The organism is Streptomyces sp. NBC_01016, from assembly GCF_026341035.1.
Lineage (GTDB): Bacteria > Actinomycetota > Actinomycetes > Streptomycetales > Streptomycetaceae > Streptomyces.
This window is the reverse complement of sequence record NZ_JAPEOQ010000002.1, coordinates 415206-430540: the sequence shown is the minus strand read 5'-3', so window position 1 is coordinate 430540 and position 15335 is coordinate 415206. Positions and strand designations below refer to the sequence as shown.

Below are 15335 nucleotides of genomic sequence, written 5' to 3'. Positions count from 1 at the left end.
GATGGTCAACCCATGACGACCCTCGGCACCACCACCACCGGCACCGCATCCGCACTACCGGCACCATCGGCACCACCGGCCCCCGCCACCACGCCCCCAACGCGGGACGCACCCCTACTCGGCCCCATCGGCCTGTTCACCGTCCTCATCGGCGCCGCCCTCCCGATGATCGACTTCTTCATCGTGAACGTCGCCCTGCCCAGCATCGCCCGCGATCTCGACGCCTCCCCCGCGGGCCTGGAGATGGTGGTGGCCGGTTACGCGGTCGCGTACGCCGTGCTGCTCGTCCTCGGCGGCCGGCTCGGCGACACCTTCGGGCGGCGCCGGCTGTTCCTGCTCGGCGTCGTCGCCTTCGGCCTCACCTCGCTGGCCTGCGGTCTCGCACCGAACGCGTGGGCGCTGGTCGCCGCCCGCGTCGCGCAGGGCGCCGCGTCCGCGCTGATGCTGCCGCAGGTCCTCGCCACCATCCACGCCACGACGAGCGGGGAGCGCAGGGCGAGGGCCGTGTCCCTGTACGGGTCCGTGGGCGGCGTCTCCGTCGTGCTCGGGCAGGTCCTCGGCGGGGTGCTGGTCGCCGCCGACCTCGCCGGGACCGGGTGGCGGGCCGTCTTCCTGGTGAACGTGCCGGTCGCGGCTGCCGCCCTGCTCCTCGCCGTACGCACCGTGCCGGACAGCCGCGCCGAGCGGCCCGCGCGCGGCGACCTCGCCGGGACGGTGCTCCTCGCGGCGTCGCTGACCGCGCTGCTGCTCCCGCTGACCGAGGGCCGGGCGGCGGGCTGGCCGCTGTGGTCGGTGCTCACGCTGCTGGCCGCGCCGTTCCTGACCTGGGCCTTCGTCTCCGTCGAGCGGCGGGCCGAGCGCAGTGGCGGCAGCCCTCTGCTGCCGCCTTCGCTGGTGGCCGCCCCGGCGGTGCGGCGCGGGCTGATCCTCGGCCTTCCGGTCTTCGTCGGGTTCGCGAGCTGGATGTTCGTGAGCGCGGTCACCCTCCAACAGGGCCTGCACTACGGCGCGTTGAAGGCGGGCCTGACGCTGGTGCCGATGGGCGTGACCCAGTTCGCGGCCTCGGTCCTCGCGCCGCGGCTCGCGGCCCGGTTCGGCGCGCGGACGCTGGCGCTGAGCGCCGCCGTGCACATCGCGGGCCTCGCGACGGTGGCGCTGACCGCGCTGTGGGTGCCCTGGGACCGGATCACTCCGCTGGTCCTGGCCCCCGGTCTCGCCCTGGTCGGGGTCGGCGGCGGCCTCCAGCTGCCGCTCTACTACCGGATCGTGCTGGCCGCCGTGCCCGCCGCACGGGCCGGGGCGGGCAGCGGCCTCGCCGCCACCGTGCAGCAGGCGTGCCTCGCGGTGGGTGTGGCCACGCTCGGCTCGCTCTTCCTGGCGCTGGTGCCGGGAGCGGGGATGCGGACGGCGCTGGCCGTCGTCCTCGCGGTGCAGGCCGCCGGACTGCTGGGCCTCGCGGCCCTGAGCGTACGCATGCCACGGAACCTGGCCTGACCCCGACCGACGACCTCGCGTGTCCGGTCTGTGGCGACTCGGGCTACCGTCAAACACATGCCCGATGCACCCACCCCCCTCCCCCACCGCAGGCGCATGCTCGTCCTGGCGATCTGCTGCATGAGCCTGCTGATCGTCAGCCTCGACAACACCGTCCTGAACGTCGCCCTCCCGTCCATGGCGAAGGACTTCGACGCCACGCTCTCGGGCATGCAGTGGACGATCGACGCCTACACGCTGGTCCTCGCCGCGCTGCTGATGCTGGCCGGTTCGACCGCCGACCGGATCGGTCGGCGCAAGGTCTTCAAGATCGGCCTCATCGTCTTCACGGCCGCCTCGGTGGCCTGCTCCCTCGCGCCGAACCTGGAGTCCCTGGTCGCGTTCCGGATGCTCCAGGCCGTCGGCGGCTCGATGCTCAACCCGGTCGCGATGTCGATCATCACGAACACCTTCACCGACCCGCGCGAGCGGGCCCGCGCCATCGGCGTGTGGGGCGGCGTCGTCGGCATCTCCATGGCGGCCGGGCCGCTGGTCGGCGGGCTGCTCGTGGACTCCGTCGGCTGGCGCTCGATCTTCTGGATCAACCTGCCGGTCGGCCTCGCCGCGCTCCTGCTCACCATCCGCTACGTCCCCGAGTCCCGCGCCCCGAAGGCCCGCCGCCCCGACCCGGTCGGCCAGCTCCTGATCATCGCGCTGCTCGGCTCACTGACGTACGCGATCATCGAGGCGCCCTCGGCGGGCTGGACCTCGGTGCGGATCATCGTCTTCGCGGCGATCGCCGCCGCCTCGCTCATCGGCATCCTGCTGTACGAGCCCCGGCGCGCCGAACCCCTCATCGACCTGCGGTTCTTCCACTCGGCCCCGTTCAGCGGGGCCACCGTCATCGCGATCTGCGGCTTCGCGTCGCTCGGCGGCTTCCTGTTCCTGTCGACGCTCTACCTCCAGGACGTACGCGGCCTGGACGCGCTGCACGCGGGCCTGTGGATGCTGCCGATGGCGGCGATGACGCTGGTGTGCGCCCCGCTCTCCGGCCGTCTGGTCGGCAGCCACGGCCCGCGCCTGCCCCTCCTCGTCGCGGGGGTGATGATGACGGCGAGCGGGATCCTCTTCGCGGCGTTCGACGCGGAGACCTCGAACACGACGCTCTTCATCGGCTACGTCCTGTTCGGCATCGGCTTCGGCTTCGTGAACGCGCCGATCACCAACACGGCGGTCTCCGGAATGCCGCGCGCTCAGGCGGGCGTCGCGGCGGCGGTCGCCTCCACCAGCCGCCAGATCGGCCAGACCCTCGGCGTCGCGGTGATCGGCGCGGTGCTCGCGTCGGGCGTCGCCGGATCCTCGTACGCGAAGGCCTTCGTGGAGGCCAGCCGCTCCTGCTGGTGGATCATCGCGGGCTGCGGCCTCGCGGTCCTGGTGCTCGGCGCGCTGACCAGCGGGCACTGGGCGCGGGAGACGGCGCGGCGGACGGCGGAGCGTCTTGAGGACGCGGAGGACGCGGCCGTCACGAAGGCGGCCACGGGCTCATGACCGGGCGGTCGCCAACTCCCTGAGCGCTTCGAGGCGTTCACCGCTCACGGCGTCCGCCGGTGTGTACGTGACCATGCGGGCGCCGCAGTCCCGGCCGAGCCACAGGTCGGTGTGGACGACGGAGAGCGGTCCCACGTACGGGTTGTGGAAGTGCTTCACCTTGCTGGGCACGGACTGCACCACCTCGTGCCGCTCCCACAGCTCGCGGAACTCGGGCGACTCCTCGATGAGCCGCTTGAGGACCAGCTTCCAGGCGGGCTCGCCGAGGTGCTCGGCCATGCCGGAGCGGAACTTGGCCGCCATGATCCGCAGCACGCTGTCGAGGTCCGAGATCGCGGAGCGCCAGCCCTCGTGCGTGAACGCGAGCAGCATCCAGTTGCGGTCCTCCGGCGGGATCTCGTCGAGGTCGCAGAGCAGCATCCCGTACGTGCGGTTGTAGGCGAGGATGTCGTACCTGCTGTTCTGTACGCAGGCGGGGACGGGCTCCAACCGGTCCATCAGGTCAAGCAGTTCGGGCGTCAGCGTGGTGCAACTCGCCGCCGGTGTCGGGTCGATGGCGCCCGCGAGGCCGAACAGATGGGCCCGCTCGCTCCCGTCGAGCCGCAGCGTCCGGGCGAGCGCGTCGAGGACCTGCGCGGAGACCTGGATGTCGCGGGCCTGCTCCAGCCACGTGTACCAGGTGACACCGACCGCGGAGAGATGCGCGACCTCCTCGCGGCGCAGGCCGGGGGTGCGGCGGCGCTGTCCGCGCGGCAGGCCGACGTCCTCGGGGGTGATCCGCTCGCGGCGGCTGCGCAGGAACCCGGCCAGTTCGTGCCGCCGGATCTCGCCGGGCTGCTCGTCCCGCACGTCCCGCGTCTCGTGCGCCATGGTGGTCATGTCTCCAGGCTGCACCTTGGAGGCGGCCCCACGCACTCTGTTTCCAGGTAGAGGTTCTACCAGGATAAGAAGGCTCTGGTACCAGTCTGAGCGGCGGCGCACGCTCAGTGCCATGACCACCCACACGCAGTCCCCGCCGATCGCGCCTCCCGTGCGATCCGGCACCGGCACCTCCCTCTCGGGCCCCGGCCTGTTCACCGTGCTGCTCGGCGCGGCCCTGCCCCTCATCGACTTCTTCATCGTGAACGTCGCCCTGCCCACGATCGGCCGCGACCTGTCCGCGAGCGAGCCGGTCCTTGAGCTGGTCGTCGCCGGTTACGGCATCGCGTACGCCGTGCTCCTGGTCCTCGGCGGCCGGCTCGGCGATCTGATCGGCCGCCGCCGGCTCTTCCTCGGCGGCATGGCCGCCTTCGGTCTCACCTCGCTGGCCTGCGGGCTCGCCCCGACGGCCTGGACGCTGGTGCTTGCGCGGGTCGCGCAGGGTGCCGCGTCCGCCGCGATGCTGCCGCAGGTACTCGCAACGATCCAAGCCACGACGGCCGGGACGCGCCGCGCCAAGGCGATGAGCATGTACGGGGCGACGGCCGGCCTGTCGATGGTGGCGGGCCAGGTCCTGGGCGGCGTACTCGTCTCGGCCGACCTGTTCGGCTCGGGCTGGCGCTCGGTGTTCCTGGTGAACGTGCCGGTGGTGGTGCTGGCCCTCGTACTCGCCGTCCGTACGGTCCCCGAGACCCGCTCCGACCGCCCCGAGCCGGTCGACGTGCCCGGCACGGTGCTGCTCGCCCTCGCCCTGATGGCACTGCTCGCCCCGCTCACCGAGGGCCGGGCGGCGGGCTGGCCGCTGTGGACGTGGATGTCGCTCGCGGCGTTCCCGGGTCTGGCGTACGCGTTCTACGCGGTGGAGCGCAGGGCCGACCGGGCGGGACAGACGCCTCTCATTCCGCCGTCCCTCCTTCAACTGGTGTCGCTGCGCCGGGGGTTGATGATGGTGGTGCCCTTCTCCATCGGCTTCAGCGGGTTCATGTTCGTGATCGCGGTGGCGCTGCAACAGGGCGAGCGGCTCGGCGCGACCTCGGCCGGCCTCGCCCTGGCCCCGATGGCGGCGGTCTTCTTCGTGGCATCGCTCGCCGGTCCGCGGCTGGTGGCCCGCTGGGGTACGCGGGTCGTCACCGCGGGCGGCCTGTTGCAGGCGGCGGGGATCGTACTGATCGCGCTGGCGGCGTGGCGCACCTGGCCGGACCTCGGCGTGCTCCAGCTGCTGCCCGGCGCGGCACTCGCCGGGGCGGGCCAGGCGCTCCAACTGCCCATCATCTTCCGGATCATCCTGTCCGAGGTGCCGACGGAGCGGGCGGGCGTCGGCAGCGGCGTCATGACGACGACCCAACAGGCCTCCCTGGCCCTGGGCGTGGCCACGCTCGGCACCCTGTTCCTCTCCCTGGCCTCCTCGCAGGGCATGCGCGACGCCCTGATCACGACGCTGCTCGTGCAGCTCGCGACGGTGGCCCTGACGGTGGGTCTCAGCCTGCGTCTGCCGCGCGTGATCGCCTGACCGGTGACCGTGCGGCGCGGCGCGGGCCCCGGCATGCTGGTTGCCATGAGCCCACGCCCGCCGGACCCGCGCACCCCGCCCTCGACCGTCACGCCGGTCGACTCCCTCTTCGTGCGTACGCACCTGGGGGCGCCGCCCGAACTGGACGCTGCGGAATGGGAGTTGCGGGTGGAGGGCCTGGTGGAACACCCCTTGACCCTGGATCTCCCCGCCCTCCTGGCCCTCCCCCAGCACCACCTCACGTCGGTCCACGAGTGTTTCGGGAGCCCGTTCGCGCCGGATGTGCCGACGCGGGCGGTGACGAACCTGGAGTGGACCGGCGTCCCGCTGTCCACCGTCCTGGACCGCGCCCGGCCGACCGGCGCGGCCCGCCACGTGTGGTTCGAGGGGGCGGACCACGGTGACTTCGCCGACGAGAAGGGCATCGGCTACGTCAAGGACCTGCCCCTCGCCCGCGCCCACTCCGACGTCCTGCTCGCCCACTCCCTCAACGGAGCGCCGCTGCCGGTGCAACACGGCTTCCCCGTACGGGCGGTGGTGCCGCACATGTTCGGCACGAACTCGGTGAAGTGGCTGACGCGCCTGGTGGTCTCGGACGTCCGCCCGGACCACCTCTTCACCACCCGCCTCTACAACCGGGACGGCCACCCGGTCCGCGACGTCGACGTCAACAGCAAGCTGCTCGCCCCGTACGACGGAGACGAAATCCCGTCAGGGGACGTCGAGTTGACGGGCCGGGCGTGGAGCACGTCGGCGGTGGCGGGCGTGGAGGTATCCGTGGACGCCACCCCGTGGCGGCCGGCCGAGCTGGAGCCCACCCCTCAACTCCCTTACGCCTGGACCCGTTTCACCCTGGACACCACCCTCTCCCCCGGCCCGCACCGCATCCGCAGCCGCGCCACGGACACGCAGGGTCGCGTCCAGCCGCCACCGGGGGCACGCAATTCCGTGCACGAGATCGAGGTACGGGCCCGCTAGGGCCCGTCGTCGAACTCCCACCTGCCCGACAAGCTCCCGTCCGCCCGACCGGGTGCCGAATGACAGGTGACAGATATTGAAATCTGTCACCTGTCATGTCATGGTGGATGACATGACCCTCCACACCCGCCCTCTGGGCACCACCGGCCCCGACGTCTCCGCCCTCGGCCTCGGCTGCATGGGCATGTCCGCGCTGTACGGCGAGGCCGACCGCGCCGAGTCCATCGCCACCGTCCATGCTGCGCTCGACGCGGGCGTCACGCTCCTCGACACCGGCGACTTCTACGCGATGGGCCACAACGAGATGCTGATCGGCGAGGCCCTGCGCACGGCCCCCGCCGCTGCCCGGGAGAACGCGCTGACCAGCGTGAAGTTCGGCGCCCTGCGCGGCCCGGACGGCTCGTGGAACAGCTATGACGCCCGCCCCGAGGCGGTGAAGAACTTCGCCGCGTACTCGCTGCAGCGCCTCGGCGTCGACCACATCGACATCTACCGGCCCGCACGCCTCGACCCCGAGGTGCCGATCGAGGAGACCGTCGGCGCCATCGCCGAGCTCGTCGAGCAGGGCTACGTACGCCACATCGGGCTCAGCGAGGTCGGCGCGGACACCATCCGCCGGGCCGCCGCCACGGCCCCGATCTCGGACCTCCAGATCGAGTACTCGCTCATCTCGCGCGGCATCGAGGAGTCGATCCTGCCCGCCACCCGCGAGCTGGGCATCGGCATCACCGCGTACGGCGTGCTGTCCCGCGGCCTGATCTCCGGCCACTACACGCGCGACCGCAAGCTCGGCGCCGGCGACTTCCGCGCCTTCAGCCCGCGCTTCCAGGGCGAGAACCTCCAGCACAACCTGGACCTCGTCGACCAGCTCCGCAAGATCGCCGAGCAGAAGGGCGCGAGCGTCGCGCAGATCGCGATCGCGTGGGTGGCCGCCCGCAGCGAGAACATCGTGCCGCTGATCGGCGCCCGCACCCGCGAGCGCCTCTCGGAGGCCCTCGGCGCGCTCGACGTGCGCCTGGACGCCGCCGACCTCGCCGCCATCGAGGCGGCCGTGCCCGCCGACGCCGCGGCCGGCGACCGCTACCCGGCGGCCCAGATGGCACACCTCGACAGCGAGCGCTGATCGGCGCCGGGTAACTTCGTAGCCATGGCCCCCGAGACCCTGACCCCCGAGCGCATCCTCGCCGCGACCGAGGACGTGCTGCGCAGGCACGGTCCCGCGAAGGCGACCGTCGTCGACGTGGCCCGCGCGCTGGGGGTCAGCCACGGCTCGGTGTACCGCCACTTCCGTACGAAGGCGGAGCTGCGCGGCGCGGTCACCAAGCGCTGGCTGGACCGGACGACGGCGCGGCTCGCCGAGGTCGTCGCGGCCGACGAGCCCGCCGCCGGCAAGCTGCGCCACTGGCTGGCGACGCTCTTCGAGGCGAAGCGCCACAAGGCGGGCGACGACCCGGAGCTGTTCGCCACATACTCCGTCCTGACGGACGAGCAGGGCGGCGTGGTCCACGCCCATATCGACGAACTGGCGGCCCAGTTGACCGCTATCCTCCAACAGGGCGTGACCGCGGGTGAGTTCGAGATCGAGGATCTCCCCGCGACGGCCCGGGCGGTCTTCGAGGCCACGGCCCACTTCCACGACCCGGTGTACGCGCCGGAGTGGTCGCACCCGGACGCGCAGCGCGCCTTCGACACGCTGGTGTCCCTCGTCGTGCGCGGGATCTCGGCCCACTGACGAGGGCTCTCCTGGCGGAACCGTGCATTCACTCTCGGCCATGCTGTGCGGCCGTTTTCAGCGCTGAGCAGGAGGCCCGTCCTCGGCGTACTTCGCCGTGACAGCGGCCGATACCAGCAGTAACACCGTTGGCCATAGGTTGACTTCGGCCGATGCATGCCTCCAAACATCTGACCGAATCCACATGGCTGCCACTGTGAAGTTTTCGCAGCCCCTCGTACGCTCCGCATGAGGGCTGGATCACAGATCATCCCCACGCTCTCCCGACTTCCGCCCCAAACGGAAGCAGCGCCCCGGACCCCGGCGCGGTCGACCCCTGGACCCCCGCGACAGCGGTGTCGACCCCGGCAGTCCCGCGGACGGCGCGACCAGAGGATTCGCTTGAACCCCCACAGACGCACACGGGTGCCACCCTGCGGCTCGCCGGCTCCGTCAGCCGGACCCGCCCGCGTCTCTGTCCTTGAGCGCGAGCTCGGCCCACACCACCTTTCCGGTGAGCGTCGGCCGCACGCCGACAGCGGAGGCGTAGGCCGAGACCAGGAACAGACCCCGACCTCCGGGCTCGAGGAAGTCCGGTGGCTCCACGGGGATGACCACGAGCTCGGGGGACGTGTCGGCCACTTCGAGGCGGACACCATCGACGGTTCGGATGATGGCCAACTCGAAGGTGCCGCCGTCACAGTGCCGCACATTGCTGCACAGCTCGGTCACCACGAACGACGTGTCGTACACCAGCCCGTGCAGGCCCCAGCACCGCAGGCGGGCACCAACGATCCGGCGAATCTGCTCCAGGCGGTGCGGGCTGTACTCCATACGGATCGAGCACGGCTGATCGAGCATGTCGATCACATCGATCTCATCCGTCGACTGGTCCGGCATTACCCCTCCGGGGGTCCCATGGGAGTGAACTCGCTTGTGGACAACGGGCGTTGGACCGTCATCTTGGTACCGAAACCCTGCCTTAGGCAAGTATTACGTAAGAATCACCATTCCGATGGAGCGGGTAGGCATATGACAGTTGTGTGGCCTGAAGGCGCGGGACATCATGTGGCCATGCCCCAGAGCGAGATGCCCACCATGCGGAGCCGTCGTCTCGGTGCCGAGCTGCGACGACTGCGCTCCGAAGCCGGTCTGAAGGTCAACGACGCGGCACTGGCACTCGAATGCGGGCAGCCGAAGATCAGTCAGATCGAGACGGGAAAACGGGGCATCCGCCGGCTCGATCTGACAACGCTCCTCAATCTGTACGGAGTCGAGGACGACCGGCAGCGCACCAACCTCAAGCGCCTGGCCCGGGACATCCACAAGGTCGACTGGTGGTCGGGCCAAGGGCCGCTGCTGAGCGACGACTTGCGCGACTACCTCACCCTCGAGGCGGATTCCTCGCTCGTGCGGTCCTTTGAACCTTCGGTACTGCCAGGGCTTTTGCAGACAGAAGCATATATGCGAGAGATATTCACCGTGGGGGCCGAAGAGGATCGCGTCGAACCCCTTGTGAATACTCGAATGAGGCGCAAGGATCTACTCGGCGGACCTGCGGAATTCCGCCTGAGAGTGGTCATCGACATGCCCGCACTGCACCGCATACCGGGCCCACGGGCATTGATCCGTGAGCAGTTCGAATACCTGATGGAAGCAAGCGGTCTGCCCAATGTCACCATTCAGGTGCTGCCATTGGACATCACCCTGCCCCTCGCGCAGTACGCTCCGTACACGCTCTTCACGATGCGCGGCGAACCGCCCGTGCAGGTGGCGTGGCTGGAGCACATGACCGGCGGCACGCTCCTTGAGCAGCGCCCCGACGTGGAGATGTACACGAAGGCCTGGGACGACCTGACGGCCGCCGCGCTGTCCCCCGCACAGTCCCGCCTGTACATCAGTGACCGAATCAAGCAAGAAAGTGGGCCGTGATGCTCCCCACCTCCGCCCCCACCGCCTCGCACGTCGAAGTCGGGTCAGCGGTCTGGCGAAAGAGTACGTTCAGCGGCGCATCCAATGGATGTGTCGAGCACGCCGAACTCACATCGGACCGGCGGGCAATCCGCGACACGAAGCATAGGGAGTTCGGAGCGGTCGTCTTCGAATCCTCGGCGTGGCACGCATTTGTTTCAAGCGTCAACTCTGGAGTCCTGCCACTATGAGCACGGGCACCACGGACAGCATTCCGTTCGGTATCGCACTGGAGAAAGAGAAAGCGCGGCTCTATGCGCTCGACATCTCCGAGGCCCAATGGCTGAGTGCCCCCGGCGGCCCGACCCGGGGCGGCCCCGTGGAGATCGCCGCGCTCGGCGACGGCGCGGTGGCCCTGCGCAATCCGGCCGACCCACGAGGGCTCGTCCTGCGCTTCACCGCCCATGAGTGGGAGGCGTTCAAACTCGGGGCGCTGCACGGCGAGTTCGACTGAGACCGAGACCGAAGAGACTGAGACCGAAAACGAAACGCCCCGGCCCACCGCGGAAGCGGTCGGCCGGGGCGTTTCGTACGCGAAGAGCTGGTCAGCAGCCGATCAGGCGGCTGGCGAGGTAGCCCTCGATCTGGTCGAGGGAGACGCGCTCCTGCTTCATGGTGTCGCGCTCGCGCACGGTCACCGCGTTGTCGTCGAGGGTGTCGAAGTCGACGGTGACGCAGAACGGCGTGCCGATCTCGTCCTGGCGACGGTAACGACGGCCGATGGCGCCGGCGTCGTCGAAGTCGATGTTCCAGTTCTGCCGCAGCGCCTGCGCGAGGCCCTTCGCCTTCGGCGACAGCTCCGGGTTGCGGGACAGCGGGAGGACCGCGACCTTCACCGGGGCGATGCGGTGGTCGAAGCGCATGACCGTGCGCTTCTCCATCTTGCCCTTGGCGTTGGGCGCCTCGTCCTCGAGGTACGCGTCCATCATGAACGCGAGCATCGCGCGGCCGACACCGGCCGCGGGCTCGATGACGTACGGCGTGTAGCGCTCGCCCTTCTCCTGGTCGAAGTAGGAGAGGTCCTGGCCGGAGGCCTTGGAGTGCGCGGACAGGTCGTAGTCGGTGCGGTTGGCGACGCCCTCGAGCTCGCCCCACTCGCTGCCGCCGAAGCTGAAGCGGTACTCGATGTCAGCGGTGCGCTTCGAGTAGTGGGAGAGCTTCTCCTTCGGGTGCTCGAACCAGCGCATGTTCTCCTCGCGCATGCCGAGGCCCGTGTACCAGTTCCAGCGCTGCTCCATCCAGTACTCCTGCCACGCCTCGTCCTCACCGGGCTTGACGAAGAACTCCATCTCCATCTGCTCGAACTCGCGGGTGCGGAAGATGAAGTTGCCGGGCGTGATCTCGTTGCGGAACGACTTGCCCATCTGCGCGATGCCGAAGGGCGGCTTGCGGCGCGAAGTCGTCTGCACCTGGCTGAAGTTGGTGAAGATGCCCTGCGCGGTCTCGGGGCGCAGGTAGGCGACGGAGCCGCTGTCCTGCGTCGGGCCGAGGTGCGTGGAGAGCAGGCCGGAGAACTGCTTGGGCTCGGTGAACGTGCCCTTGTTGCCACAGTTGGGGCAGGAGAGGTCGGCCAGGCCGTTCTCGGGGAGCCGGCCCTTCTTCGCCTCGAACGCCTCTTCAAGGTGGTCCGCACGGAACCGCTTGTGGCACGAGGTGCACTCGGTCAGCGGGTCGGTGAACGTGGCGACGTGGCCGGAGGCCTGCCAGACCTCGGTCGCCAGGATCACGGACGAGTCGATACCGACGACGTCCTCGCGCGAAGTGACCATGTAGCGCCACCACTGGCGCTTGAGGTTCTCCTTCAGCTCCACGCCCAGCGGCCCGTAGTCCCAGGCGGCACGCTGACCACCGTAGATCTCGCTGCAGGGGTAGACGAAGCCACGGCGCTTGCTGAGGCTGACGATGGTTTCGATCTTGTCGGCGGCCACGGTGCTCTCTTCATTACGGCGACGGTGAGCGCGCTGGATACGCGCTCCGGGAGCGAAGCTTTTAGGTTACCGGCGGGCCCACCCCCCGAACCAAATCGGTTCCCGGGACAGAGCGGGACCGAGCGTGACGAAGACCTCGACGAACATCTTGTTGACAACCGTTTCCAGTTTTGTTGAAAATGACAGTCATGAACGTACGTGTGCTCCGCAGTCCTCGCCGCCTGATACCCGTCGCCGCCGCCACCGCCCTCGGCCTCGGTGCCCTGACCGCGTGCGGCAGCTCCGCCGCGGACGACAAGGGGAGCGACGGCAAGCTGAGCGTCGTCGCGTCGTTCTATCCGATGCAGTACCTCGCCCAGGAGATCGGCGGCGACCACGTCGACGTCACGAACCTGACGGAGCCCGGCCAGGAGCCGCACGACCTGGAGGTCAGCGCCAAGCAGCGCGCCCAGCTCGAGGAGTCCGACGTCGCCGTCTACCTGAAGGGCCTGCAGCCCTCCGTGGACGAGGCCATCGACCAGTCCGACATCAAGACGAAGGTCGACGCCGGCACCCTGACCGCCCTTGAGAAGCACGGCACCGAGGTCGACGGTCACGACCACGAGCACGGCGAGCACACCCACGACGCGGACGCCGCCGACCCGCACATCTGGCTCGACCCGGTGAAGTACGCCGAGGTCGCCGAGGGCGTCGGCAAGGCCCTGGAGAAGGCCGACCCGGACCACGCGGCCGAGTACAAGAAGAACACCAAGGCACTGGTCGGCGACCTCGACGAGCTGAACACCAAGTTCGAGAAGGGCCTGAAGGACACCAGGTCCTCGACCTTCATCACCACGCACGCCGCCTTCGGCTACCTCGCCGAGCGCTACGGCCTCACCGAGGAGGCCATCAACGGCCTGGACCCGGAGAGCGAGCCCAGCGCCGCCCGCGTCAAGGCGCTCCAGAAGACGGCGAAGGCCGACGGGGTCTCCACCGTCTTCTACGAGACGCTCGTCAGCGACAAGACGGCCAGGACCCTCGCGGGCGACGCGAAGCTCAAGACCGATGTGCTCGACCCGATCGAGGGCATCACCGACAAGTCCAAGGGCGACGACTACATCTCGGTCATGGAGTCGAACCTGGCGGCCCTCCAGAAGGCGCTGGGCACCAAGTGACCTCGAAGGAGGGCGACATGGGTGAACGGGAAGCCGTCATCTCGCTGAGCAAGGTGACCGCCGAGCTCGGCGGGCGTCCCGTGCTGCGCGGCATCGATCTCACCGTGCACCGCGGCGAGGTCGTCGCCCTGCTGGGGGCGAACGGCTCGGGCAAGTCCACCGCGATCCGCAGCGTCATCGGGCAGGTCCCGACCACCGGCGGCGGGATCGAGATCTTCGGCACGCCGCGGCGCCGCTTCAAGGACTGGGCGCGCGTCGGCTACGTACCGCAGCGCACGACGGCCGCGGGCGGCGTGCCCGCGACGGTGTCCGAGGTCGTCTCCTCCGGCCGCTTGTCGCGCGCGAAGTTCGGCATGATGCGCAAGGCCGACCGGGACGCGGTGACCCGCGCCCTCGAACTCGTCGGGATGGCGGACCGCGCGAAGGACTCCGTGGACGCGCTCTCCGGCGGCCAGCACCAGCGCGTGCTCATCGCGCGCGCCCTGGCCGCCGAACCCGAGCTGCTGATCATGGACGAGCCGATGGCGGGCGTCGACCTGGCCAGCCAGGAGATCCTCGCGGCGACGCTGCGCACGCAGGTCGCTGCCGGCGCGTCCGTCCTCCTCGTGCTGCACGAACTCGGCCCGCTGGAACCGCTGATCGACCGCGCGGTCGTCCTGCGCGACGGCTGCGTGCTGCACGACGGCCCGCCCCCGCAGGCCGTCGGCCAGCACGCGCTGCCCGGACACGACCACGTACACCCGCACACGCACGCGGCCGCCGAGCCGATCCGGACAGGACTGCTGAGCTGATGGAACTCCTCTCCTACGACTTCATGCAGCGGGCGCTGCTCGCCGCCGTCCTCGTCGGCATCACGGCCCCGGCCGTCGGCATCTACCTGGTGCAGCGCCGCCAGGCCCTGATGGGCGACGGCATCGGCCACGTGGCGATGACGGGCGTCGGCCTCGGCTTCCTGCTCTCGACCTCGCCGGTGTGGATGGCGACGCTGGTCTCCGTACTCGGCGCCGTGATCATGGAGTTGATCCGCTGGTACGGGAAGACGCGCGGCGACATCGCGCTCGCGATGCTCTTCTACGGAGGCATGGCGGGCGGTGTCATGTTCATCAACCTGGCGCCCGGCGGCTCCAACGCCAATCTCAACTCGTACCTCTTCGGCTCGCTGTCGACGGTGTCGGAGGACGACGTCCTCGCCATCTGCCTGCTCGCGGCCTTCGTGGTGCTCGTGACGGTCGGCCTGCGCAAGCAGCTGTTCGCGGTGAGCCAGGACGAGGAGTTCGCGCGGGTCACGGGACTTCCGGTGCGCTTCCTGAACCTGCTGATCGCGATCACGGCGGCGGTCACGGTGACCGTCGCGATGCGCGTGGTCGGCCTGCTCCTGGTCTCCGCCCTGATGGTGGTGCCGGTCGCCGCGGCACAGCAGCTGACCCGCAGCTTCAAGGCGACGTTCGTGATCTCGGTGGCGCTCGGCGTCGCGGTGACGCTCGGCGGCACCGCCACGTCGTACTACCAGGACGTGCCGCCCGGAGCGACGATCGTGCTGCTGACCATCGCGGCGTTCATCGTCCTCGCGCTGCTCTCGAAGCCGCTCGCCCGGCGCAGGGCACGGTCGGTCCCGGCGCACTCCGAGTGCCCGATCCCTGAGCAGGCCGCAGCCGAGGTCTGACCCACCTACAGCGCCGCCTGGCACAATGGCGGCCGTACGTACGTGGCAGGGATGTGAGGAGAAACCCGTGGCAGCCCCGGTTCGAGGCAGGTCGACCCGCCAGCGCGCGGCCGTGGCGGCGGCGCTCGACGAGGTGGACGAGTTCCGCAGCGCCCAGGAGCTGCACGACGTCCTCAAGCACAAGGGCGACTCCGTCGGGCTGACCACGGTGTACCGCACGCTGCAGTCCCTCGCCGACGCGGGCGAGGTGGATGTCCTGCGCACCTCGGAGGGCGAGGCGGTCTACCGCCGCTGCTCCACGGGTGACCATCACCACCACCTGGTGTGCCGGGTGTGCGGCAAGGCGGTCGAGGTCGAGGGCCCCGCCGTGGAGAAGTGGGCGGAGGCGATCGCCTCCGAGCACGGCTACGTCAACGTGGCCCACACGGTGGAGATCTTCGGCACCTGCGCGGAGTGCGCGGCGGCTGCCTCCGCGCACTGA

At 70.1% G+C, this 15335-nt stretch carries 16 protein-coding genes; 13 read left to right on the top strand and 3 right to left on the bottom strand.

Annotated features, from left to right (window positions below):
- The first annotated feature begins 12 nt into the window (after positions 1–12).
- Positions 13–1494: an MFS transporter gene (locus tag OG746_RS28655; RefSeq protein WP_266719879.1), complete on the top strand. Its 1482-nt coding sequence runs from the start codon at positions 13–15 to the stop codon at positions 1492–1494.
- Between the two features lie 57 nt (positions 1495–1551).
- Complete coding sequence (locus OG746_RS28650) at positions 1552–3021, top strand: MFS transporter (protein ID WP_266719877.1); 1470 nt, start codon at positions 1552–1554, stop codon at positions 3019–3021.
- Here the strand turns inward: OG746_RS28650 and OG746_RS28645 are convergent.
- Entirely contained in the window at positions 3016–3900 is an 885-nt protein-coding gene (locus OG746_RS28645; RefSeq protein ID WP_266719875.1) for a helix-turn-helix transcriptional regulator, read from the bottom strand. The genes OG746_RS28650 and OG746_RS28645 overlap by 6 nt on opposite strands.
- A gap of 112 nt (positions 3901–4012) precedes the next feature.
- Between OG746_RS28645 and OG746_RS28640 the strand changes: the two genes are divergently transcribed.
- The 4 genes from OG746_RS28640 (at position 4013) to OG746_RS28625 (ending at position 8159) form a co-directional block, all read left to right on the top strand.
- Positions 4013–5449 (top strand): MFS transporter, encoded by a 1437-nt coding sequence (locus OG746_RS28640; protein WP_266719873.1) that lies wholly within the window; start codon positions 4013–4015, stop codon positions 5447–5449.
- A 45-nt stretch (positions 5450–5494) separates the two neighbouring features.
- The gene (locus tag OG746_RS28635; protein ID WP_266719871.1) at positions 5495–6427 is read left to right on the top strand and encodes a molybdopterin-dependent oxidoreductase; all 933 of its coding nucleotides are present in this window, start codon (positions 5495–5497) and stop codon (positions 6425–6427) included.
- Positions 6428–6539: 112 nt separating this feature from the next.
- Positions 6540–7550, top strand: a complete 1011-nt coding sequence (locus OG746_RS28630; protein WP_266719869.1) for an aldo/keto reductase — start codon at positions 6540–6542, stop codon at positions 7548–7550.
- Positions 7551–7574: 24 nt separating this feature from the next.
- Positions 7575–8159, top strand: a complete 585-nt coding sequence (locus OG746_RS28625; RefSeq protein ID WP_266719867.1) for a TetR/AcrR family transcriptional regulator — start codon at positions 7575–7577, stop codon at positions 8157–8159.
- Positions 8160–8591: 432 nt separating this feature from the next.
- On the opposite strand, the gene OG746_RS28620 is transcribed toward OG746_RS28625, so the two are convergent.
- Positions 8592–9038 carry an ATP-binding protein gene (locus OG746_RS28620; RefSeq protein WP_266719865.1) on the bottom strand — a complete coding sequence of 149 codons (447 nt, stop codon included), beginning with the start codon at positions 9036–9038 and terminating at the stop codon, positions 8592–8594.
- A gap of 174 nt (positions 9039–9212) precedes the next feature.
- Between OG746_RS28620 and OG746_RS28615 the strand changes: the two genes are divergently transcribed.
- Genes OG746_RS28615 through OG746_RS28605 form a run of 3 tightly spaced genes read left to right on the top strand, consistent with a single transcriptional unit; the run spans position 9213 to position 10563 of the window.
- Entirely contained in the window at positions 9213–10070 is an 858-nt protein-coding gene (locus OG746_RS28615) for a helix-turn-helix domain-containing protein (protein ID WP_266719863.1), read from the top strand.
- Entirely contained in the window at positions 10070–10300 is a 231-nt protein-coding gene (locus OG746_RS28610; RefSeq protein WP_266719861.1) for a DUF397 domain-containing protein, read from the top strand. Before OG746_RS28615 ends, OG746_RS28610 begins: the two co-directional genes overlap by 1 nt.
- Positions 10297–10563, top strand: a complete 267-nt coding sequence (locus OG746_RS28605) for a DUF397 domain-containing protein (RefSeq protein ID WP_266719859.1) — start codon at positions 10297–10299, stop codon at positions 10561–10563. Before OG746_RS28610 ends, OG746_RS28605 begins: the two co-directional genes overlap by 4 nt.
- Before the next feature lie 91 nt (positions 10564–10654).
- Here OG746_RS28605 and OG746_RS28600 read toward each other — a convergent pair whose 3' ends face one another.
- Positions 10655–12037, bottom strand: coding sequence for a glycine--tRNA ligase (locus OG746_RS28600; protein WP_266719857.1), 1383 nt, complete (start codon positions 12035–12037; stop codon positions 10655–10657).
- A 188-nt stretch (positions 12038–12225) separates the two neighbouring features.
- Between OG746_RS28600 and OG746_RS28595 the strand changes: the two genes are divergently transcribed.
- From OG746_RS28595 to OG746_RS28580, 4 genes are all read left to right on the top strand, one after another.
- Complete coding sequence (locus OG746_RS28595) at positions 12226–13191, top strand: metal ABC transporter substrate-binding protein (protein ID WP_266719855.1); 966 nt, start codon at positions 12226–12228, stop codon at positions 13189–13191.
- Between the two features lie 17 nt (positions 13192–13208).
- The gene (locus tag OG746_RS28590; RefSeq protein ID WP_266719853.1) at positions 13209–13982 is read left to right on the top strand and encodes a metal ABC transporter ATP-binding protein; all 774 of its coding nucleotides are present in this window, start codon (positions 13209–13211) and stop codon (positions 13980–13982) included.
- Positions 13982–14854 (top strand): metal ABC transporter permease, encoded by an 873-nt coding sequence (locus OG746_RS28585; protein ID WP_266719851.1) that lies wholly within the window; start codon positions 13982–13984, stop codon positions 14852–14854. Before OG746_RS28590 ends, OG746_RS28585 begins: the two co-directional genes overlap by 1 nt.
- 67 nt (positions 14855–14921) lie before the next feature.
- The gene (locus tag OG746_RS28580) at positions 14922–15335 is read left to right on the top strand and encodes a Fur family transcriptional regulator (protein WP_266719849.1); all 414 of its coding nucleotides are present in this window, start codon (positions 14922–14924) and stop codon (positions 15333–15335) included.

Bases quoted from the DNA above. Each gene is read 5' to 3' on its own strand.
- OG746_RS28655 (WP_266719879.1), top strand. From the start codon at position 13: ATGACGACCCTCGGCACCACCACCACCGGCACCGCATCCGCACTACCG.
- OG746_RS28650 (WP_266719877.1), top strand. From the start codon at position 1,552: ATGCCCGATGCACCCACCCCCCTCCCCCACCGCAGGCGCATGCTCGTC.
- OG746_RS28645 (WP_266719875.1), bottom strand. From the start codon at position 3,900: ATGACCACCATGGCGCACGAGACGCGGGACGTGCGGGACGAGCAGCCC.
- OG746_RS28640 (WP_266719873.1), top strand. From the start codon at position 4,013: ATGACCACCCACACGCAGTCCCCGCCGATCGCGCCTCCCGTGCGATCC.
- OG746_RS28635 (WP_266719871.1), top strand. From the start codon at position 5,495: ATGAGCCCACGCCCGCCGGACCCGCGCACCCCGCCCTCGACCGTCACG.
- OG746_RS28630 (WP_266719869.1), top strand. From the start codon at position 6,540: ATGACCCTCCACACCCGCCCTCTGGGCACCACCGGCCCCGACGTCTCC.
- OG746_RS28625 (WP_266719867.1), top strand. From the start codon at position 7,575: ATGGCCCCCGAGACCCTGACCCCCGAGCGCATCCTCGCCGCGACCGAG.
- OG746_RS28620 (WP_266719865.1), bottom strand. From the start codon at position 9,038: ATGCCGGACCAGTCGACGGATGAGATCGATGTGATCGACATGCTCGAT.
- OG746_RS28615 (WP_266719863.1), top strand. From the start codon at position 9,213: ATGCCCCAGAGCGAGATGCCCACCATGCGGAGCCGTCGTCTCGGTGCC.
- OG746_RS28610 (WP_266719861.1), top strand. From the start codon at position 10,070: ATGCTCCCCACCTCCGCCCCCACCGCCTCGCACGTCGAAGTCGGGTCA.
- OG746_RS28605 (WP_266719859.1), top strand. From the start codon at position 10,297: ATGAGCACGGGCACCACGGACAGCATTCCGTTCGGTATCGCACTGGAG.
- OG746_RS28595 (WP_266719855.1), top strand. From the start codon at position 12,226: ATGAACGTACGTGTGCTCCGCAGTCCTCGCCGCCTGATACCCGTCGCC.
- OG746_RS28590 (WP_266719853.1), top strand. From the start codon at position 13,209: ATGGGTGAACGGGAAGCCGTCATCTCGCTGAGCAAGGTGACCGCCGAG.
- OG746_RS28585 (WP_266719851.1), top strand. From the start codon at position 13,982: ATGGAACTCCTCTCCTACGACTTCATGCAGCGGGCGCTGCTCGCCGCC.